15 protein-coding genes are annotated in these 20446 nt (G+C 55.2%); 10 read left to right on the top strand and 5 right to left on the bottom strand.

Annotation, left to right across the window (positions count from 1 at the left end; translation table 11 throughout):
• Window positions 1-30: 30 nt before the first annotated feature.
• The gene (locus tag ACXAF0_RS07115) at window positions 31-3033 is read right to left on the bottom strand and encodes a leucine--tRNA ligase (RefSeq protein ID WP_475345190.1); all 3003 of its coding nucleotides are present in this window, start codon (window positions 3031-3033) and stop codon (window positions 31-33) included.
• A gap of 412 nt (window positions 3034-3445) precedes the next feature.
• Here ACXAF0_RS07115 and ACXAF0_RS07110 point away from each other — a divergent pair, with 412 nt between their 5' ends.
• A complete protein-coding gene (locus ACXAF0_RS07110) occupies window positions 3446-4117 on the top strand; it encodes a DUF5610 domain-containing protein (protein WP_475345189.1) in 672 nt (223 codons plus the stop codon).
• Between the two features lie 87 nt (window positions 4118-4204).
• Here ACXAF0_RS07110 and ACXAF0_RS07105 read toward each other — a convergent pair whose 3' ends face one another.
• Entirely contained in the window at window positions 4205-5509 is a 1305-nt protein-coding gene (locus ACXAF0_RS07105) for a hypothetical protein (RefSeq protein WP_475345188.1), read from the bottom strand.
• An 837-nt stretch (window positions 5510-6346) separates the two neighbouring features.
• Here ACXAF0_RS07105 and ACXAF0_RS07100 point away from each other — a divergent pair.
• The 3 genes from ACXAF0_RS07100 (at window position 6347) to queC (ending at window position 9902) form a co-directional block, all read left to right on the top strand.
• On the top strand, window positions 6347-7684 hold the full coding sequence (locus ACXAF0_RS07100) for a flagellin N-terminal helical domain-containing protein (RefSeq protein WP_475345187.1): 1338 nt from the start codon (window positions 6347-6349) through the stop codon (window positions 7682-7684).
• 404 nt (window positions 7685-8088) lie between these two features.
• Complete coding sequence (locus tag ACXAF0_RS07095) at window positions 8089-8973, top strand: class I SAM-dependent methyltransferase (RefSeq protein WP_475345186.1); 885 nt, start codon at window positions 8089-8091, stop codon at window positions 8971-8973.
• A gap of 182 nt (window positions 8974-9155) precedes the next feature.
• Window positions 9156-9902 carry a 7-cyano-7-deazaguanine synthase QueC gene (gene queC / locus ACXAF0_RS07090; protein WP_475345185.1) on the top strand — a complete coding sequence of 249 codons (747 nt, stop codon included), beginning with the start codon at window positions 9156-9158 and terminating at the stop codon, window positions 9900-9902.
• On the opposite strand, the gene ACXAF0_RS07085 is transcribed toward queC, so the two are convergent.
• Window positions 9869-10954, bottom strand: a complete 1086-nt coding sequence (locus ACXAF0_RS07085) for a DDE-type integrase/transposase/recombinase (RefSeq protein ID WP_475345184.1) — start codon at window positions 10952-10954, stop codon at window positions 9869-9871. The genes queC and ACXAF0_RS07085 overlap by 34 nt on opposite strands.
• Window positions 10955-11101: 147 nt before the next feature.
• Between ACXAF0_RS07085 and queD the strand changes: the two genes are divergently transcribed.
• The 3 genes from queD to ACXAF0_RS07070 all read left to right on the top strand — a co-directional run bounded on the left by queD (window position 11102) and on the right by ACXAF0_RS07070 (window position 12870).
• Window positions 11102-11458, top strand: coding sequence for a 6-carboxytetrahydropterin synthase QueD (gene queD / locus ACXAF0_RS07080; protein WP_475345183.1), 357 nt, complete (start codon window positions 11102-11104; stop codon window positions 11456-11458).
• The gene (gene queE, locus ACXAF0_RS07075; RefSeq protein ID WP_475345182.1) at window positions 11455-12237 is read left to right on the top strand and encodes a 7-carboxy-7-deazaguanine synthase QueE; all 783 of its coding nucleotides are present in this window, start codon (window positions 11455-11457) and stop codon (window positions 12235-12237) included. Before queD ends, queE begins: the two co-directional genes overlap by 4 nt.
• Before the next feature lie 303 nt (window positions 12238-12540).
• A complete protein-coding gene (locus ACXAF0_RS07070; RefSeq protein WP_475345181.1) occupies window positions 12541-12870 on the top strand; it encodes a hypothetical protein in 330 nt (109 codons plus the stop codon).
• A 28-nt stretch (window positions 12871-12898) separates the two neighbouring features.
• Here the strand turns inward: ACXAF0_RS07070 and ACXAF0_RS07065 are convergent, their stop codons facing one another.
• Both ACXAF0_RS07065 and ACXAF0_RS07060 read right to left on the bottom strand, forming a co-directional pair.
• The gene (locus ACXAF0_RS07065) at window positions 12899-13573 is read right to left on the bottom strand and encodes a methyltransferase family protein (protein ID WP_475345180.1); all 675 of its coding nucleotides are present in this window, start codon (window positions 13571-13573) and stop codon (window positions 12899-12901) included.
• A 39-nt stretch (window positions 13574-13612) separates the two neighbouring features.
• A complete protein-coding gene (locus ACXAF0_RS07060) occupies window positions 13613-14920 on the bottom strand; it encodes a helix-turn-helix domain-containing protein (protein ID WP_475345179.1) in 1308 nt (435 codons plus the stop codon).
• Between the two features lie 383 nt (window positions 14921-15303).
• Between ACXAF0_RS07060 and ACXAF0_RS07055 the strand changes: the two genes are divergently transcribed.
• The 3 genes from ACXAF0_RS07055 (at window position 15304) to ACXAF0_RS07045 (ending at window position 20403) form a co-directional block, all read left to right on the top strand.
• Window positions 15304-15888, top strand: coding sequence for a PadR family transcriptional regulator (locus tag ACXAF0_RS07055; RefSeq protein ID WP_475345178.1), 585 nt, complete (start codon window positions 15304-15306; stop codon window positions 15886-15888).
• Between the two features lie 118 nt (window positions 15889-16006).
• Window positions 16007-17185, top strand: a complete 1179-nt coding sequence (locus ACXAF0_RS07050) for an efflux RND transporter periplasmic adaptor subunit (protein ID WP_475345177.1) — start codon at window positions 16007-16009, stop codon at window positions 17183-17185.
• A 23-nt stretch (window positions 17186-17208) separates the two neighbouring features.
• Window positions 17209-20403, top strand: coding sequence for an efflux RND transporter permease subunit (locus ACXAF0_RS07045; RefSeq protein ID WP_475345176.1), 3195 nt, complete (start codon window positions 17209-17211; stop codon window positions 20401-20403).
• Window positions 20404-20446: the final 43 nt, after the last annotated feature.

Raw genomic sequence — 20446 nt, 5'->3', positions numbered from 1 at the left:
TTCTCATAAACTCATTCTCGTCGATTGGGCTTAGCCCTTCACCACGATATTGACCAGTTTCGGGGTCGGCTTGGCGACATAGATCACCTTGACGATCTCCTTGCCCTCCAGATGGCGGGCAACGTTCTCGTCCGCCTTGGCGAGTGCTTCGACCGTGGCCTGATCAGCATCGGCCGCCACCATCACCGATCCACGCTTCTTGCCATTGACCTGAACCGGGACTTCAAACTCGTCATCCTTGGCCTTTTCGGCATCGAATACCGGCCAGTCGAACTTGATGACAGATTTCTTCGCAGCGAACTCGTCGGCCGCCATGCGGCTCATCAGCTCCTCCCCCAGATGCGGGGCAAACGGCGCCACCATCAATGCCAAGGCCTTGGCATGATCATCATGCACGGCATTCTGCTTGGTCAGCGCATTGGTGAGCTCAATCAAGGCTGCAATCGCGGTGTTATGGCGAAGGTCGGCCACGTCCTTGGTCACCTTGGCAATCGTCTTGTGCAAAAGCGTTTCGATCTTGCCATCAACGTGATCGGTCCGCTCCATCTGGGTCGTGACTTTCCAGACGTTGGAGAGGAACCGCATCATGCCGACAATCGCGTCATACTGCCACGGTTTGGAGCTATCAAGCGGCCCCATATACATCTCATAGGTCCGGAAGGTGTCGATGGTGTATTGATCACAGACTTCTTCGGGCGGAATACCGTTTTTGTACCGCTTGCCCATCTTGCCCGGCACGGTCGTCAGCTGCTCATCGGTCTTGGCGTTAAACGGCACCTTCTTACCATCGACATCGCGCATTTCAACGTCATGGATATCAACGTAAACACCGCGCGCATCGGTATAGGCATCCGCTGTAATCATGCCCTGGTTAAACAGCTTCTGGAACGGCTCGGGCGTTGCGACATAGCCAAGGTCAAACAGGACCTTGTGCCAGAAGCGCGAATACAACAGGTGAAGCACCGCATGCTCCGCCCCGCCGACATAAAGGTCAACCGCGCCTGGAAGCGCCTTGCCATCCTGATCGGTGCTGTTCGCCCAATAGGCCGCCGCATCGTCTGATGCGAATTTCGCATCATTCTTGGCATCGAAATAGCGCAGATAATACCAGCACGACCCCGCCCAGTTCGGCATGGAGTTGGCATCGCGCTTGAACGCGCGCACTTCGTATTCAGCGCCCTCATAGCTGTGCTTGGTGCCAACCGCCGCTTCAACCGGCAAAACCGAACCATCGGCAAGGACAATGCCGGTAACTTCCATCCAGTCCTTGGCACGCGCAAGCGGCGGCTCCGGCTCGGAATTCGGGTCTTCGTTCGATTTCGGTTTGAAATCGGTCATTTCCGGCAGAACGACCGGAAGGGCCGCCTCGGCAATGCCATGAACCTGATCGGTTTCGGTGTCGAACAGGACCGGGAACGGCTCCCCCCAATAACGCTGACGCGAGAACAGCCAGTCGCGCAGCTTGTACTGCACGCGACCGCGCCCAATGCCCTTGCCTTCCATCCATTCAATGATCTTGGCCTTGGCATCCGGGGTCGAAAGACCGTTGATCGAAACCTCGTCATTGGCGGAATTGATCGTCTCGCCAACTTCGGTCTGGGCCAGCTTGAAAGCCCCAGGCTCGGCCTCATAACGTGCCAGAAGGGTTGCCGTATCTGCATCCGCCGCGTCCGCCGGGGCGTTTTCCTTAAGCCAAGCTTCGGACGGCTTGGTGGTTGCCTTGATCGGCAGATCGAATTTATGGGCAAATTCAAAGTCGCGCTGATCGCCGGCCGGAACCGCCATGATCGCACCCGTGCCATAGCCCATCAGGACATAGTCTGCGATCCAGACCGGGATTTCTTCGCCGGTCACCGGGTTGGTCGCATGCGCGCCAATAAACACACCGGTCTTTTCGCGCTCGGCATCGTCCTTGGCCGATACGGCCTTAAGCTCCGACGCCTCTGCGCGATAGGCCGCAACATCAGCCTTCTTGTCCGCCACGGTCAGCTTATCGACCAGCGGATGCTCAGGGGCCAAAACCATATAGGTCGCCCCAAAGATCGTGTCCGGGCGGGTGGTATAGACCGCGATCTTTTCATCCGCACCATCAACGGTCTTGACCGGGAAGTTCACGCGTGCGCCAACAGAACGACCAATCCAGCCCTTCTGCATCTCGACCACGCCATTTGGCCAATCAAGCCCTTCAAGGTCCGCCACCAGACGATCGGCATAATCGGTAATGCGCAACATCCACTGTTTTAGCGGACGTTTATAGACCGGGTAATCACCACGTTCGGACTTGCCTTCGTTGGTGACTTCCTCGTTCGACAGAACCGTGCCCAGCATCGGGCACCAGTTGACCGGCACTTCATCGACATAGGCCAGACGCCCGCGATCAATCGCGCGGTCGATTTCCTTGCCTTCGGCTTTGGTGCCTTCACCAATCACCGATTTCGGCTGCGGCACGCCGTCTTCATCAAGAAGCCATTCACCGGACTCAAGCATCGGGCGCAGCTCGGCAATCGGGCGCGCACGGCCAGTAATCACCTGCCCCTGCGGGCTTTTCCATTCGACGGTCGGGTCATAGAAGCTGTTAAACAGCTGCAGGAAGATCCACTGAGTCCACTTGTAATAGTCGATATCGGTCGTGGCGAAACGACGATGCGGGTCATGGCCAAGGCCGATGACCTCAAGCTGGCGCAGCATGTTTTCGATATTGGCTTCGGTCGTGATGCGCGGGTGCTGACCCGTCTGGATGGCGAACTGCTCAGCCGGCAGGCCAAAGGCATCAAAGCCCATGGAATGCAGAACATTTTTGCCACGCATGCGCTCGAACCGCGCCTTGACGTCTGTCGCGATATAACCCAGCGGGTGACCGATATGCAGGCCAACCCCGCTTGGATAGGGGAACATGTCCAGGATGACGCTTTTTTTCTTGCTTGCGTCGAAATCGGCATCGCCGGGATTTGGCGTACGATAGGTATCGTTTTCGCGCCAATATGCCTGCCAGCGCTTTTCAAATTCCCGCGCACTTTCCTGATAGTTCGCCACGCTCAATCAACTCCTGCCTGTCAAACCCTGATCATAGACCCGGCGCTGCCCAAACGGCGCGCCTGCCATATCAAATTGGGCTACGTATAAATCTGAACCTGTGTTCATAAGCGCGCTTTGATCGACGTGCAACATCAGATAACGAGATTTCTGGCGAAAACCCGTCGTTTTCGAGAAACTTCTACCCCCAATCACCAACATCCCGATCCAAAGCGGAAACGGCAAAGCCGCCCAGCGCGCACATCAACCCGGACTTGCACATCAGGACTGGATTTTTACGCCTTTCCATGCCATATTGAAGTTTGAATTCTGCCAAGCAAGCAACCGTACGAGAAATCGAGGCGTGGAATTGCTTGGAAAAGTGCTGGTTGTCAGCACGGCTCTCAAAGCTCTCCGTCCAGGGAGGACGAATATGGATATCACCATTGGTGGTCTGTCATCCCAACAATCCGGCGCATCTGCGCGCTCGGCACAATCCTATTTGCCGGGCCAGAGCGATTCTGAAAAAACCGGCAATAACGGCACGTCCGCCTTTGCGGCTGCGACGTCTGTTTCGCTGTCTTCGGAATCAGCCACCCGCTTATCAGCCGACAATATCGTTGCCGCGATCAATGAAAGCCTGCAATCGACCGGTCTGTCGATCCAGGGTGTTGATCCCGATGATTTCACGCCCGAAGCCGTTGCCGATCGCATCCTTGCGCGCGTTGGCGATCTGATTGCCTCAAACGCGAGCTCCGAGACCGAGGCCCGCGAGATTTTCGATCAGGCCAGCGAAGGCATTCAGGCCGGTCTCGAAGACGCCCGCGCCGTCCTTGATGGTCTTGGCGCGCTCAATGATGAAATCAATGGCAATATCAACGAAACCGAAGAACGCCTGAACGAAGGCCTGCAAAGCATCGAGCAGCGCCTGACCGAGCTCTATAACAGCGACGCGTCAGAAGAAGCGGCCGAAGCCGCAACGCCGGAACGCGATGAACAGGTCCTGCAGTCGCAGATCACCCAGACCGCACAGGCCAGCCAAGCCTACGCCGAAGCTGGCAGCAATGCCCAGCGCAACACCCCGCGCTACGGCACCAACGGCTGATCTTCCAAACATCTCGTTCGCGCAGATTAAAACCGGCTCCATTGGGGCCGGTTTTTCTTTTGTTCGCTCGCGGGCTTTTTCCTTCCCCTAGTCTTTGGCCTCAACCCGAAAGAGCTTTTTCCCAGCAATCTGAATACGATTAAAAGCATCTTCCGCCATAAAGCCTGAGACAAAGGCCATGAAGGCGATCAAAAAAGGGCTAATATCGATTTGCCCGGACGCATCTGTGCCCCCTTGGCTAACCATCAGCATCCCGGCCTCGGCACACAAAAAGATCGCAATTGCGGCCGCAACGCCCTCACCGCTCATCACCAGTAGACGAGCAGATGACTCAAGGCTTTCGTCGATTGGCGCCAAGGCATGTCGCTCTGACTTTGAAGATTGCTCAATCTTCTCTGGTGCCACCTCATCTTTGCGTGAACTGGTACCCTTTTCCGGTTCGAATCTTTGACGGGTAAAGGCGACGACAGCACCAAGCCCACCTGCAGCAACCGTCACCAACAAAGTCAGCATGATCGTAGGCAACTGAATTAGGTAGGAAAGGGCATAGCCTACCGGATGCTCAAACAACGCTAGTATTGACGAGGCCTCATAATCTCCCTCCAGCCCAATGCGCTCGATTTCGTCCTTTAGATCGCTAACTTGCCTTTGAAGGCTATCGCGCAATTGACTGACTTGTAGCCGAACGGATCGAGTGTTGGCCAATTCGAGCTCCATATGCGCTAAATTTTTGTCAAACGCGATCATTGCGATGCGAATGGCATCCGTTTGCTCTTTGACCTCTTTGATGAGATATCCATTGGAACTGACAACGAAGTTCGGCCTATCAAGCAACCGATAAAGACGCTTTATAGATGGTATCGCCTCTTGCAAGCTCAACTGCGGTAATTCATCTGAACTCCGGTGCGAGGTATGCAAATTGCTCTGACTGTCGACACCCGTCTCGTTCTCTTTGGAGATCCTATTCACACTCTGTAAAAAGACCTGAGCAAATCCGGTATCAAACGCCGCCCTATTATTAATGATAGTGCGACCTAATTCGGAAAATCGGTCAAAAGCCTTCCACCATGCTGACATGGTTTCTCTTCTTACAACCCGGGTCTCGAGAGTCATCTGGAGGACCTGTGTATCCAATTCACGTAGATCATCACCCAGACTAGCGAGATCTTCGCGAAGCTCAACTTCGTGATAGGCCTGTAAAACAATACGTTCCAGGCTTCCCGGCGATGAATTACTCAGTTCACGGCTCAACAATTCACGCTGAATATCCGCGGTAAACCCAGCAAAAAGGGTAACAGCAAACCCCAAATAAAGTGCGATTGTCAGCGCAATCAGGAATATTACCCCGGCAACACTGGAGATCTTGAAACCTTCTTTTATGTCCCGGTTCATGTTGCGCCTTATATCACGTTTTTCTATTTATCGACGCGTAACTCGAATACCTGTGAGGGGCATGAGGAGACATAAAAACGAAAGCGTTCAGTTCATCTAGAGTGCTTGAACGATTTTTTCATTTACAAGGCACCATTCGGGATAACCCCGAAAATGAATGGCTTGCAAAATTCATCACACTATATATAAATCTAATATACAGTCTTTCATGTAGAGAGATCTGTATCGTGCAATCAACGCCTTGCTTGTTCAGGTAGGAACTTTGACATGGCTCTGAATATCGATTTTGTCTGCGCTGCATTTGCGGCCCTGCGTTGGCGGTACCCCGTTTCCGGGTCGGCAATGTCATGCGTCTGCGCACTGTGGCGTGAAACGATAGGCGCGCTTTCCCTGCGCGACGTTGCTTTGCACGCGCAAAACACACTTCACAAACAAAACCTGATCGGGTCGGCTTTGCTCTCCGCGCGAAGCCGTAAGCCAAGGTCATGTCCCCGGCACTCCGGGTACCTGTTGCAACACGCCTAGCGTGCCAAAACTGTTCACTTATTGAAGGCCTTGTGTTTCACGCAAGGCCTTCTTTTTTGGCACGCCCCGCCGCGAAAAGGGCTTCTGATCGGCGAGAAACACGCACCTCCAACTTCCCCCTCTTTGGTGTAGGGTGTTATATTATTTATGTTTTTCAGATACTTATGGATGACAAAACCCTAATATTATCTGTTGCAATTTCAGTTTTATCTAATTAATCTTTTGCGCAGTCGACCTCATGTAGAGGTCACATGACCAAAGACCACAAACGCCGCCACCCTTCGTTTTGCTTGTTCAGGTAGGAACTGCGACATGGCGTCAAATATCATATCCAACCATGCGGCGAGCCTTGCTCACCGCAATCTGCTACGCGCCGAGGAAGCGACAACCAGGTCGCTTGCCAAATTGGCATCGGGACAGCGTGTTTTATCTGCGCGCGATGATGCCACTTCCATGGCCATCGGCACACGACTGAATTCGACTGCCACGGCCATCACGTCGGGGATTGTCAATATCGGTCAGGGCAATTCCATGCTGCAAATCGCAGATGGGGGCATGGCAACCATCAGTGATGCACTGATCCGCATGAAGACATTGGCCGCCCAGGCCGCATCGGGAAACCTGTCAGAAGCCGAGCGCGGGTTTCTCAATGATGAATTCATCGGGTTGCGTGACGAGATCAATCGAATTGCATCCTCAAGCAACTTCAACGGCATCCAGCTGTTGGGCGACAGCAGCGATGTGTCGCTTGATTATTCGGACCTCAAGACCGGGGGCAGCGCGCGCGCCCTGTCACATGCCAACGGTTTTTCCAATGTTGCCATTACCCATGACAATTATTGGGCGAGCGATGACGGCGATGACGGGCTTGGTGATACCCGGCTTCGGCTTGATCTGACAAAAAGTGGCGACCGGGTTTTCCTTAATGCCATTGCCGATATTGATGGCAATTCGAATGATCGAAGCCACAGCATTGATGTCACCGATTACGCCACCGGCGGCAGCAAGGCCCTTACCCTTGCCGACAAGCTGAGCCTTGAATTTGATGACGTCGGGGTGAAGGTTGATCTGAACTTCAATATCGGGGCAACGATCGCAACTGCCCTGTCACAGGGCTCAGACGGTGCCGGGGCCGACGGATCCACAAGCGTACAGCTTTTTGGTTCCAACCCGACATTCTCGGTGCTTGAAGATCAGGGCAAGGAACTCTCTGATCGGGTTTACTTGCAGGTCGGAAGCGGCGGGACCGCCGCAGATCAGGTGTCGATTGCGATGACCGCGGTTGATGGTGCCAACCTTGGCAGCGGCAAGAACGGCACCGAACAAAGCCTTGATGATCTTGGCAGCAATGCCATTGCCACATCCGCCAAGGCCCGCGCGGCCATCGAAACCGTCACACGGGCGATTGATGACCTTCAACGCGCCCGCACAAATATCGGCACCAACCAGAACCGTCTGGATGTCGCAAGTCAGAACCTTTCCGCAACCCTTGAAAATGTTGAGGAGGCACGCTCCAGCCTGCTTGATCTCGATGTTGCGGCAGAACTGACCGACTTTGCCTCCAACCAGCTTCTGGTCCAATCGAGTGTCACGGTGCTCGCGCGCATCAGCGAAATACGCCAGAACCTTTTACGCTTGCTGGAAGGTTGAAGAGCCCCCTTCCGGTGTGCAGGGTCCAAACTCATTCAAATGACCGTTCCGGTCTCCCGGATTTGTGCGGATATGCGAAGCAAAATTGCAGGAAGATCGATATCTTTCAATATTTTGCGACAAAATAGCCCGTGCAAATCCGGGTGATCCGGAGGACAATTGATATGAAAGAAAGCCTCTGCGTCAAATCCCTTGATTGGGGATCACCCCAATTTGCGGGCTTTTCCTTCCTTTTTCTCTCATATCAATTGCCGGATCGATCATTTGAATGAGTTTGGACCCTGAGAAGTCCCGCGCCATGGTGCGCGGGGCTTCTCACCGGCATTGCGCTGCAAAACATGCTTTAAACAGGTCACTGTTTACGTCTATGGTCATGCCCTAACCCAAAGGGAAACGGACCGACCATGACCACCACCCCGACATCCGAGACTTGGCAAAATCTTTCCACTGACTGGATCACCTGGGCGGAACGCCTGGCGCCAGCGGCCGAGAAAATCAATCGCCACATGATCGAGGCGGCTGACCTCAAGGGCCTGTCAGCCAAGCGTGATGGCGCCCCGCTTGAGATCCTTGATCTGGCATCCGGGGTTGGCGAACCAGCCTTTTCCTTTGCCCGCGCCCTAGGTGGTGGCGGGAGTCATGATAGCGCTAACATCCCCGGAATTTCGGGGCATGTCATCGCCACCGATATTGTGCCCGATATGTGCGACGCCCTGATGGAGCGCGCAGCGGAAGAAGAAATTTCCAACATCACGGCGACGCCCACCGATATGGAAAAGCTGCCTTTTGAGGATCAATCTTTTGACGTGGTGTCGTGCCGCTTTGGCGTGATGTTCTGCGATGATCCCGACAAGGCGCTTTGCGAGGCATTCCGGGTTCTGCGCCCGGGCGGCAAGGCCGTTTTCATGGTCTGGGCGCCCTTGGTTGATAATCCGCTTTTTGCTGCGATGGATGCGGTTCTGGGCAATATCCTTGGCATCGGGTTTGATGCGGCCGGGCTGGATCCGTTTTGCTTTGGCGATGTCGAAAATGCCACCGCCCGCCTGCAAAAAGCCGGCTTTGGCGATGTGACCGATACCAGCCACAGCCCGGCGGGTCGTATTCCCGAAACCGCCCCGTTCTGGAAGCCGCAAATGGACATGCTGTTTGGCAATGTCCTGCGCAATTCATCGGATATGGAAGTTGGCGCGATCAATGCGGCGATGTTTGAAACCCTCGCGCCTTACATCGAAGACAGCCATTTTCAGGTCCCGATTTGTTTTCATGTACTTAGCGGAACGCGCACCTGATCAAGCGCGCCTCCAAGTAGCGACCTGACGCAAGAACCCCAGCATTCCTGCGCCCCACGCATGGCCGCATGCGTGCATTTTTGCTTGCGCTTGGCGCCGCATCATGGCACACCGCGCCCCCTTGGAAGGATGTTCCTTCCCCTGTCGTAGCACCAGGTTAAAAACACGAAAGACATATCATTATGAAGACGATTGTCGTCTGCTCTGGCGGGCTGGATTCCGTCACGCTGGCCTATAAGGTCGCGGCCGAGCACAACCTGCATTCCCTGATTTCGTTTGATTATGGCCAGCGCCATAAAAAGGAACTCGATTTCGCCGCCCGCACCGCGCGCGATCTTGGTGTGAAACATCACATCGTGGATCTGACCCCGGTGGGCGCCCTTCTGGGCGGATCGTCGCTGACCAGTGATGATATCGATGTGCCCGATGGCCATTACGCCGAAGAAACCATGCGCATTACCGTGGTGCCCAACCGCAATGCCATCATGCTCGCTGTTGCCTTTGGCGCGGCGGCCAGTGCCGGGGCCGATGCGGTGGCCGCCGCTGTGCATGGCGGGGATCATTTCATCTATCCCGATTGCCGTCCCGATTTCATCAACGCCTTTCAGGCGATGCAGGACCACGCGCTTGAAGGGGTCAAGGACGTCAAACTCTATACGCCGTTTGTCAATATCTCCAAGGCCGACATCGCGCTTGAAGCCGGGCGTCTTGGTGTGCCGGTTGACCTGACCTGGTCCTGTTACAAAGGCGAAGACACCCATTGTGGGCGCTGTGGTACCTGCGTTGAACGGCGCGAGGCACTTGAACTCGCCCGGGTCAAGGACCCGACGGTTTATCAGGATCGTGATTACTGGAAACAGGCCCGTGCAGATCATCGCGCGCGCCAGCTTGCCGATCACGAAACAAGCGCCACCAGCGCCGCGGAGTAACACTTTCCATTTTCTGCACCATGGATGCCCGCCTGCGCGGGCATGAGGGGTCGGCGGCAAGACCGCATGATTTGGCTGCGCCATCCCCGCGAAGAGCCTGTGCCCGCGAAGGTGTTGTGTCCCGAGAGATTGGCAAGTGCCTCAAGAGGTGCCTTGTACCCAAGGGATCGCAATCTTGTTCTGTTATAATTGTCGATGAAGGTTTTTATAAAGTCGTTGCGCTCGGCGTGAGTTTCGAAACGATTTCGTCCTGCATTTTTTCCGTTTGCAGGAGCGTTTGAGAGGGCTTCGCCGAGGCGACGGTTGAAGCGCTCGACTTTGCCATTTGTTTGTGGTCGATAGGGCCGCGTCAGCTTGTGCTTGATGCCGTGTGCGGCACAGACTTTGTCGAAAGCATGCTGCCCGGTTCCTTTGGTGCGGGTTGTCCAGTAGGCACCACCAAACCTGTCGGTGAATTCCGAACCGTTATCGGTCAATACGGTGTGAACAGGATAGCTAAAGGCTTCCAGAAAATGCTCGAAGCAGACAGCAATGGTTTCAGCATTTCGTTTCTGAACGATCTCTACATGAACAAAACTTGTCACCCTCTCGATGGCAACAAAAACGTAGGCTGTTTTTCCGCCGATCCGGGTGAGATGCTTGAGGTCGACATGAACATAGCCGAATGCCACAGGCTCGAAAATCTGAGAAGCCTGTTTAGGGACAGCAGGCTTGCCAGAGATACCATGGCGCTTAAGGCAGCGATGCAGAGACGAACGTGAGATATCGGCCCGCACACAGCGACGCATGACCTCCAGAATATCGTCGATGGAGAGGCCTATCAGGGACCGTAATTCAACAGCGATTTCTTCCTCGCAGGCGGTGAAGTGTGTCTGGATGCGCTTTGGCCGATGCGAGAGGTCATGAACATCGGCACGTCCTTTCCATCGCCGGACGGTGGTCTCGCTTACGCCAAGTTCCAGGGCCAGCTCAGCAATGGAAGCACTGCTTGCTTGAATATAGGCTCGTGTCCGCGGTGTTGTGGTGGCATTAGCATGCAGCTTTAAGTCCATGATACAGCCCGCTCCTTGAGATAAGTCATACCTCTCACTACGCCATCACCATACAACCAATCATCCGAAATAAAACACGAAGGCAGGTACGGGGACCTCGATCCGCATACGCATGGCCGACAAATGGACGACACCGAAAGAAAACAGATGTTCACCATCACCAAACAATTCGCCTTTTCCGCCAGCCACCAGCTGAGTGGCCTTGTTGAAGACCACCCGTGCGCCCGCCTGCATGGCCATAACTATATCGTCGAGGTGGAGCTTAAGGGTGCCAACCTTGATGAACGCGGCTTTGTGCGGGATTACCGCGAACTTGGCCCGCTCAAACGTCTGATCGATGACGAATTTGATCACCGGCACTTGAATGAGGTTCTCGGTCACGACCATCCGACGGCAGAACGTCTGGCCCTGTTTTTCTATGACTGGGCGCATGATCGCTGGCCGGAAGTCTCAGCCGTGCGGGTTTCCGAAACGCCGAAAACCTGGGCGGAATATCGTCCATGACAGTGCACGACCCCAACCTCGCAGAGCTTTCCGAGACGCGCGGTAAAATCCGCATTTCGGAAATCTTTGGTCCGACCGTTCAGGGCGAAGGGGCGCTGATCGGCATGCCCACCGTGTTTGTCCGCACGGGCGGCTGTGATTTCCGCTGTTCGTGGTGCGACACGCTTTATGCCGTTGATCCGGCCTTTCGTACCGACTGGAAACCGATGTCTGCGACCGAGGTGTTGGACGCGGTCAAAAAGCTGTCTGGCGGCAAGCCGATCCTGATCACGCTTTCGGGCGGCAATCCGGCAATCCAGCCATTGGGTGAGCTAATTGCCTTGGGCAAGGCAGAAGGATTCACATTCGCGATTGAAACCCAGGGCAGCATCGCCAAGGACTGGTTTGCCGATCTCAATTTCCTGACGATCAGCCCCAAACCGCCAAGCGCCTCGACCAGCTTTGATAAGGACGCGCTTGCGGCCTGTATTCATGCCGCGCAAGCCAATGGTATGCTGAACGGCCCGGCAATCACCCTGAAATTCCCGGTCCGTGACGAAGCAGACCTGCTGTTTGCCGATTATGTGAGGAACCTTCACATTGGCATTCCGGTCTGTTTACAGCCGGTCAATACAACCCCTGCGGAGCCCCACCCGGATGGCGCAGACGGGGTGGATACCGATGGCCTGACGGAACGCTATCGCTGGCTGGTCGATGAAGTCGCCCGGCGCAAATGGTTTGATGTCCGCGTTTTACCGCAATGGCATGTCCATGTCTGGGGCAATCTGCGCGGGGTCTGAGCGATCCGAAAAGCGCTGAAACATGCTGAAAAGTTGCGCTTTTTGATTTCTAACACCATATAAAATATACGTAACCGGCACCTGTTTTCCTGGTGTCGGGCCAGATGGCGCTTTGGGACATTGCCGTAAACGGCTCTCTTGGGACTGAGCATACCCACTGGGAAAAGCGCCAAATTAACCTGCCGGAAGAAATCAGGCCGGATGTTTCCGCCCGATCTCGCCCCCGATAGGTGCATATTCACAACAAAAACCAGATCAGCACCGTCGGCGGTCATCTTCCGGATGCTCGAAGGAGCCATGATCATGAGCATAACCCGCACAACCCATCGTACGGTGACGTTCTTTCATCCGTTCCACCTGCCCAGTCATCCGGGATTGCTGTCGCCTGGCGAATATGAAGTCGACACCCATGAAAAGCTTGATCCTGATGCGGCGACCCGCAGCTACATAAAGCTGGAATGCCATATCCATTTATGGGCGAAGGAGGATCAAACAGACGGGAATGATATCCTGAAAGTGGACCCACAGGTCCTTGAAGCCGCACTGGCACTTGATTCCGATCCGCTGCGCGAAGAAGAACGCGAACGGATGATCAAATCGCTGGGCGGTACGCCAACCAATGACGCTGCCTGATGCTGCCTGACGCCATGCCATCTGCGCCTTATGGCAACCAGATCAGGGGGATCAGCCATCCCTGTTCCTGCAATATCTTGATGCCCTCAAACACCGGGGCGGCAATCAGAAACCAGCAAGCATCGCGTAAGGTTACAAGGAACAGATCGGGCTTAACCATGATGGTTTCCGTATCTTGCCATTTCATCAGGTTGGGACCAAATCGCGGAACGGATTGGCAATAGTCTGCAAAGGACGCCTGAAACCGCTCAGTCAGCATGGCTTCTTCATGGGCCACCACGCCGCGAAACACCAACCAGCAACCAAGGGCAAACAGCCCCGCAATCACCAGACTGCCCGTCTGCGCCCCGACCCCGAAAGCGCCAATGAAGCTAAAGACATACAGCGGATTGCGACTGATGGAATATGGGCCAAGTGTGACCAGCGACGTCTTTTTGCGTCCGCCAATATAAAGCGCGCACCACCCCCGCCCGAAGATACACAGCATGATCGCAAGGATCCCGATGGCCTCGATGCTGTCATGCCATGCAGAACTGCGATCAAACCCCGCACGGGCAAAACACACCAATGCCAGCAGCACAACACCCCCAATGCGAAGCGTGCGTTTGCGACGGCGCTGGATGATCTGTAAATCATCTGCTGACGGGCTGGTACTTGCGATGTCTTGGGTCGGGTCGGTCGAAAACGGCTGATCGTGATGCATGGAGGCCCCCTCGGGTTAAGAGGGCCTCATGATGGGTAATCACCCGGCCTTTGGCGTCCAATGCTGTTGATCCGGACTTTGTGTTGCGGCCTCGGACAGGGTTTCGGGTTTGGCAACCGCCTGCCGCGCGGCGTCACGGACGGCACTTGGCGTTTCGCCGGTGATTTTCTTAAACGCCAAGTTAAAGGTCGATTTGGAGTTAAAACCAACACTGAGCGCAATATCAAGGATGGTGCGATCGGGCTCCAACACCAGCACAGACCGTGCTTCCGCCACCCGCGCGGCATTGACGAAATCAAAGAAGCTTTTGCCGACATGGTGGTTGAGCACATAGGATAGCTGATTGGCGGTAATGCCGACTGCACGCGCTAGCTTTGGCAAGGAGACAAGCGGGTCTAGCAGGATATCCCCACGCGCCTGAATATCGTCCAACCGGGCCAAGGCCCGCGTCACGCCATCCTGATCAAGCAAGGGGCGCGGTGCGCTTCCATCATTTGAGACATCAGTTATGATCGGTGCTTTTTCCGACGCACTCGCGACGGATACTGTCGCCGGTTGCTCGGATACCTCAAGGGTCTCACCGCTGCTGCGATCATCTCCATCATCCGACGCATCATCTGATGGCCAGTCGGCCATGACGAACAAAGCCGGTTGGGTGGCAATTTCATAACTCATGGCAAACAGCACCAGCGCAAAGGCGACCTCGGTGCCAAACATTTCGGTGTTCTCGGGCAGATAAAGCCCGACGATTTTGCCAACCGCGACCGTAATAAACACAAAGGTCAGACCACCCAGAACCACCGCGATCCAGCGTTGCATGGCCTTGCGGTCGGCGCCGAGCTGTTCCTGGGTTTTGTGCAAATACCGGCACGCCACCCGCCACAACAGAACAAGGTAGATCGAGATCCGGATAAAGATCGCGATCCAACAAAAGGCATCAACCAGTTCCCCGGTCGTATATTGCCCCGCCCACACAGTCGCACCGCCATTATGGGTGACAACCCAGGCAATCAGGTTAAGCACCACCAGCGGCAAAATAAAATGCCCCCATGGGCGGCGGGACGGGTTGCCGGAAATCTCGCGGAAATAAAGATAGATCGCCGGTGCGATGACAAAATTGACCGGCCCGAAGAACAGATTAAGGAACCCGCCCATATCGGCTGCCATCAACTGTTCGGCGACATCTTCAATCAGATTGAGCGCGACGGCAGCAATAAACAGCATCATCCAACGGTTGGCCCCAAAGGCGCGCGCACCTTCTGATCGCAAGATCAGACATAAAAACACCGCCTGCACCAACCCGACAGCCGCCACCACCGTACTTACATAATCCGTCCAACCGGTCATTCCGGCATGCTCCTGAATTTGTCGATCCTTTTATGTCGGCCACACCCTGTCCGGGTCAAACCAACTATATCGTTTCAATAGACACAATCGGACACTATCGGCGTCCGATTATGCACAGGCGGACGCCGCAAACGGTCCAGTTTGCCAATCTGACCATCGACTGTCCGGCACCGGATCAAAATCATTGACCACGATGTAACACCATCCATGTGTCGGTCGTCCAGATTGAAAGGCTGTCATAAAAAGTTCCATCATAGTCGCTTGACTATATCGAATTGATATATGATAGTCCGATATATATCGGATTGATACAGTCACCGTGGCACCTTCCCCCGCCAGGGTACATTCGATCCGGGGGAAGCAACAAGGATACAGATCAGAAGATGGACGTACGTACATTATGTCTGGGGGCCCTGATGGGCGGCGAGGCAACAGGATATGAAATCCGCAAGATGTTTGAAGATGGCACCTTCAGCCATTTTCAGATCGCGTCCCTTGGTTCGATCTATCCGGCGCTGACCAAGCTGACCCAGGATGGGTTGGTCACGTTTGTTGAACATGAACAGGAAAACAAACCGGACAAGAAGATCTATCAACTGACGCAAGAAGGCCGCCGTTCATTCCTGCGCACCCTTTTGCAGACGCGTCCGGGTGAAGATCGCTACCGGTCCGACATTCTGTTCATGCTGACCTTTGCCGAGGAAATGCCGATTGAGCTGACCGAGGCCCTGATCGATGAATTTGCCGCCCGCCATCAATTGATGAGCCAGCAGATCGATCCTGAAAACACCGACAAACCGGCCCCGCAAACTTCCCACGACCGGGACGAGGACGGCACGCCCAAACCGGGATGCTGCTTTGTTGCCGGACTGGGGCAGGCAATGTGCAATGCGACCTTGAAGTTTATTCGCGAAAACAAGCAGGGCCTGCTCGATGAATTACGAAATCGCAAGGCCAACAAGACCTGAGCCTGCTTACCATAAGCAGTACACAAGACTGCAACGCCTGGAACCATAAAACGTCCGACGTGCCCAACAGAGAGCCACTGACGCATTCCGGCAACGGAATATTTGAGGGAACAGAACAATGAACGCTTCACGCCTGATCGCCATTCTACTGGTCGTTGGGACCGTTATATGGATCGGCAGCTCCTATTTGACGGCCGATGAAACGACCGATCAGACCGCGTCTGACAGCGCGACTGCCGAAAGCAATGCGCCCAAACCATTGGCCAGCGTGCGTACGATTACCAGTCACGCGGTTGACCATGTCGATCACTTGCGCATCACCGGACGTACCGAAGCCGTCATTTCTGTTGATATCCGTGCGGAAACCGAAGCCCGCGTCATTGAAATCGGCGCGGTAAAAGGCCAGCCGATCCAGAAAGGCGATCTGATCGCCCGCCTTGACGTCGGTGACCGTCAGGCCAGTGTTGCCAAGGCGCGCGCCCTTGTTGCGCAGCGCGAACTGGAACATACAGCCGCCGAAAGCCTTGCTGAAAAGAATTACCGCTCCAAAACCGGCGTTGCCGAGGCGCTTGCCCTGCTTGAAGAGGCGCGCGCCAACCTGACCATTGCGCGCACCGAACTGGGCAATACCGAAATCCGCGCCCCGTTTGACGGCATTGTTGAAGAACGCCCGGCCGAGATCGGTGACCTTTTATCCATCGGCGATCCGGTCGCAACGCTTATCCAGGGCGATCCGATGCTGGTCGTGGCGCAGGTCCCCGAACATTCCATTCGCGCGATTGATCTTGGCCAGCTTGCCAGTGTGAAATTGTTTGATGGCAGCACCCATGACGGCATTGTGCGCTATACCGCGCGCGTTTCCGATAACGATACCCGCACCTTCCGGGTCGAGGTCGAGATTGATAATGCCGATCTGCGCATTCCCGATGGCATGACGGCAGAGCTTGAAATTCCGATTGGCACCAAACGGGCTCATAAAGTGACGTCCTCGGTTCTCACCCTGAATGACGAGGGCGAGCTTGGGGTGCGTGCGGTCGTTGATGACAACAAGGTCGACTTCCTGCCCGTCGAACTTCAGGGCGGCAATCGTGAGCGCATCTGGATCGGCGGCCTGCCCGAAGAATTTGAGTTGATCGTGGTTGGCCATGACTGGGTCAAGGAAGGAGCTACTGTAAAGGTCGTTCACCTTGACACAGACAAGGACGGCCTGCCGATCATGGATGATGGTGATGTCCCGGGTGCTGTTCCCGAAGCGGAAGACAGCGCCACCACCCTTTCGGAAAAAACCGCGCAATAGCGCGTATCATGAGGAGATGAAAAATGTCCCTGATTGATCACGCGCTTAATCGTTCGCGCACCGTCATTCTGGTTCTGATTTTGCTGCTGGCGACGGGTTGGGTTGGGTATAACACCATCCCCAAGGAAGCCGACCCGGATGTCCAGATCCCGGTTCTTTATGTCACCATGCATCATGACGGCGTCTCGCCCGAAGATGCCGAACGTCTTCTTTTGCGCCCGATGGAACAGGAACTCCGTTCGATCGAGGGCGTCAAGGAAATGACGTCCCAAGCCTATCAGGACGGGGCGTCGGTTACCCTTGAATTCTATTCCGATGTCGAGATTGACGAAGCGCTGGCCGATGTCCGCGAACGGGTTGATATCGCCAAGTCCGAACTGCCAGATGATACCGATGACCCCGAAGTTCACGAGGTCAATCTGTCGCTGTTTCCGGTTCTGGTCGTCACCCTGTCGGGCGATGTGCCCGAACGCGCATTGCTGCGCATGGCGCGTGACCTGAAAGATGCGATTGAAGGCCTGCCGGCAGTTTTGGAAGCCAATCTGGCCGGCGAACGTGAAGAACTGGTCGAATTCATCATTGATCCGATGAAAATCGAGGCCTATCGCCTTAATGGTGTTGATATCGTCAACCTGGTGCGCAGTTCCAACGCGCTGGTGGCCGCTGGTGCGGTTGATACCGGCAGTGGCCGCTTCAACATCAAGGTGCCCGGCCTTTTTGAAAGCGTGAATGACATTCTTGATATGCCGCTTCTGGTCGATGGGGATTCCGTCATCCGGTTCCGCGATATCGGTGATGTCCGCCGGACCTTCAAGGATGCTGAAAGCTTTGCCCGCCTGAATGGTGAACCCGCCATTGCGATCGAGGTTTCCAAACGTGTCGGCGAAAACATCATCGAAGTCATCGATGCCATCAAGGCCACCACGGCAGAAGCCCAAAAAGCCTTCCCGCCCAACCTGACCATCAGCTATTCGCAGGACAAGTCATCTGACATCCGCACCATGCTGACCGATCTGCAAAACAGCGTGATCCTGGCGATCCTGCTGGTAATGGTTGTGGTGATCTGGTCACTGGGTTGGCGCTCGGGCCTTTTGGTCGGTCTTGCCATTCCAGGATCGTTCCTGACCGCAATCCTTGTACTTTGGGGATTGGGGATGACGGTCAATATCGTCGTCTTGTTTAGCCTTATTCTCGCAGTCGGGATGCTGGTTGATGGCGCGATTGTGGTGACCGAATATGCCGACCGCAAAATGATCGAAGGCCTGCACCGCAAAAAGGCCTATCCACTGGCGGCCAAGCGCATGGCGCTTCCGATCATTGCCTCTACCGCAACAACACTTGCCGCCTTCCTGCCGCTGGCCTTCTGGCCCGATGTGGTTGGCGAGTTCATGAAGTTCCTGCCGATCACGGTGCTGTTTACCCTGACCGCGTCGCTTGCCATGGCGTTGATCTTTGTCCCGACCGTCGGCGCATGGTTTGGCAAACCGGGCAGCCAGAACAACGAAAGCTTGGAGGCCATTGCCGCCGATCATGGCGATGACATCGAAAAGGTCAAAGGTGGTACCGGGGTTTATGTCCGGATGCTTAAGGGCTGCTTGCGGTTCTATTGGCTGATCGTGCCAATGGCCTTTGTCGTGCTGATTTCGGTCTGGGCGGCGTTCGGGCAACTGGGCAAGGGTGTTGAATTCTTCCCGTCGGTTGAACCGGAAGTCGCCGTGGTTCAGGTCCGTGCACGTGGCAACATGTCCTATTATCAGCAGGACACGCTGCTCCGCGAAGTTGAGAACCGAATTCTTGCCCTTGATACCCATCACGAAGGCGAGAACTGGTTTGATACCGTCTATGCCCGGTCCGGCGATGGTGCCGGCGGCAACGAGGCCCCCGAAGACGTGATTGGCGTGGTTCAGCTTGAATATGCCGATTGGCAGTCCCGTCCGACAGCAAGCGAGATCGAAAAACGCATTCTGGCGGAAACCGCAGATCTTGCAGGTATTCAGGTCGAAGTGCGCGCCCAGGAAGCCGGCCCGCCGCAGGGCAAGGATATCCAGATCCAGTTGCGGTCCTTCTATCCGGAATTGCTGGATGAAACGGCAACCATGTTGATGACCGGTTTGCAGGAAATGGGCGGTCTTTACAACTTCGAAGACGGCAAATCGCCCCCGGGCATTGATTGGGAATATAGCGTGGACCGTGCGCAGGCGCTGAAATTCGGGGCCGACATCACCCAGATTGGCAATGTCGTCAAACTGGTGACCAACGGCATCAATTTCTCGACCTATCGCCCGGATGATTCGACCGAGGAGATCGATATTGTCGGCCGCTATCCGGCCACCTATCGTTCGCTCGAGGAGCTGCAAAACCTCAAGATCGTTACCGACAAGGGGTTGGTCCCGCTTGCGAACTTCATCAAGCGCACCCCGAAACCCAAAACCGGTACACTCAGCCGCGTTGACAGCCGTCGCGCCCTGACGGTAAAGGCCGATGTGCAGGAAGGCGTGCTGGTAGACACCAAACTTGGTGAGGTCAAAAACTGGATGAGCCGCCTTGAGATCGATCCGCGCGTTTCGGTCGAATTCAAGGGCCAGGACGAAGAACAGAAAAAGTCAGCCGAATTCCTGCAAAACGCCTTTTCGGTCGCACTCTTCATCATGTTCATCATTCTGGTCACCCAGTTTAACAGCATCTCAAGCTCACTTCTGATCATGATCGCCATCATCATGTCGACGGCGGGTGTGTTCCTGGGTCTGATGCTGACCGGGCAGGCGTTTTCGATTGTCATGAACGGCATCGGGATCGTCGCACTGGCCGGGATTGTCGTGAACAACAACATCGTTCTGATCGATACGTTTGACCGGCTCAAACACACGGCAAGCAGTATTGAATCGGCCATTCTGCAAACCGGCGCACAACGCTTGCGCCCGGTGATGCTGACCACGGTGACGACCATTCTGGGTCTGGTGCCGATGGTCTTGCAGGTCAATATCGACTTTGCCGCGCGTGATGTTTCGGTTGGGGCACCCTCCACCCAATGGTGGGTACAGCTTTCAACCTCCATCGCTTTTGGTCTGGCCTTTGCGACGGTTCTGACCCTGGTCTTTACACCCTGTGCGCTGATGGCGCGCCACAAGCTGGGCGGGCTGATGCAAAAGGTCAAACCACGGATCGCAAAGACGTTTGGATCGCCCCTGTCAAAAACCGGGCACGATCAGACCAGCTAACCCCATAGCCGCGCGACCTTTTCCCCCGACCCCGCCGCGCGGT

It is taken from the genome of Thalassospira sp. ABD4_177 (genome assembly GCF_056160125.1).
The sequence above is the reverse complement of the archived record's forward strand: the minus strand, read 5'-3'. Positions and strand labels throughout refer to the sequence as shown.

Bases quoted from the DNA above. Each gene is read 5' to 3' on its own strand.
- ACXAF0_RS07105 (WP_475345188.1), bottom strand. From the start codon at position 5,509: ATGAACCGGGACATAAAAGAAGGTTTCAAGATCTCCAGTGTTGCCGGG.
- ACXAF0_RS07065 (WP_475345180.1), bottom strand. From the start codon at position 13,573: ATGCATCACGATCAGCCGTTTTCGACCGACCCGACCCAAGACATCGCA.
- ACXAF0_RS07100 (WP_475345187.1), top strand. From the start codon at position 6,347: ATGGCGTCAAATATCATATCCAACCATGCGGCGAGCCTTGCTCACCGC.
- ACXAF0_RS07070 (WP_475345181.1), top strand. From the start codon at position 12,541: ATGAGCATAACCCGCACAACCCATCGTACGGTGACGTTCTTTCATCCG.
- ACXAF0_RS07085 (WP_475345184.1), bottom strand. From the start codon at position 10,954: ATGGACTTAAAGCTGCATGCTAATGCCACCACAACACCGCGGACACGA.
- queE (WP_475345182.1), top strand. From the start codon at position 11,455: ATGACAGTGCACGACCCCAACCTCGCAGAGCTTTCCGAGACGCGCGGT.
- ACXAF0_RS07045 (WP_475345176.1), top strand. From the start codon at position 17,209: ATGTCCCTGATTGATCACGCGCTTAATCGTTCGCGCACCGTCATTCTG.
- ACXAF0_RS07050 (WP_475345177.1), top strand. From the start codon at position 16,007: ATGAACGCTTCACGCCTGATCGCCATTCTACTGGTCGTTGGGACCGTT.
- ACXAF0_RS07060 (WP_475345179.1), bottom strand. From the start codon at position 14,920: ATGACCGGTTGGACGGATTATGTAAGTACGGTGGTGGCGGCTGTCGGG.
- queC (WP_475345185.1), top strand. From the start codon at position 9,156: ATGAAGACGATTGTCGTCTGCTCTGGCGGGCTGGATTCCGTCACGCTG.
- ACXAF0_RS07110 (WP_475345189.1), top strand. From the start codon at position 3,446: ATGGATATCACCATTGGTGGTCTGTCATCCCAACAATCCGGCGCATCT.
- ACXAF0_RS07055 (WP_475345178.1), top strand. From the start codon at position 15,304: ATGGACGTACGTACATTATGTCTGGGGGCCCTGATGGGCGGCGAGGCA.
- queD (WP_475345183.1), top strand. From the start codon at position 11,102: ATGTTCACCATCACCAAACAATTCGCCTTTTCCGCCAGCCACCAGCTG.
- ACXAF0_RS07095 (WP_475345186.1), top strand. From the start codon at position 8,089: ATGACCACCACCCCGACATCCGAGACTTGGCAAAATCTTTCCACTGAC.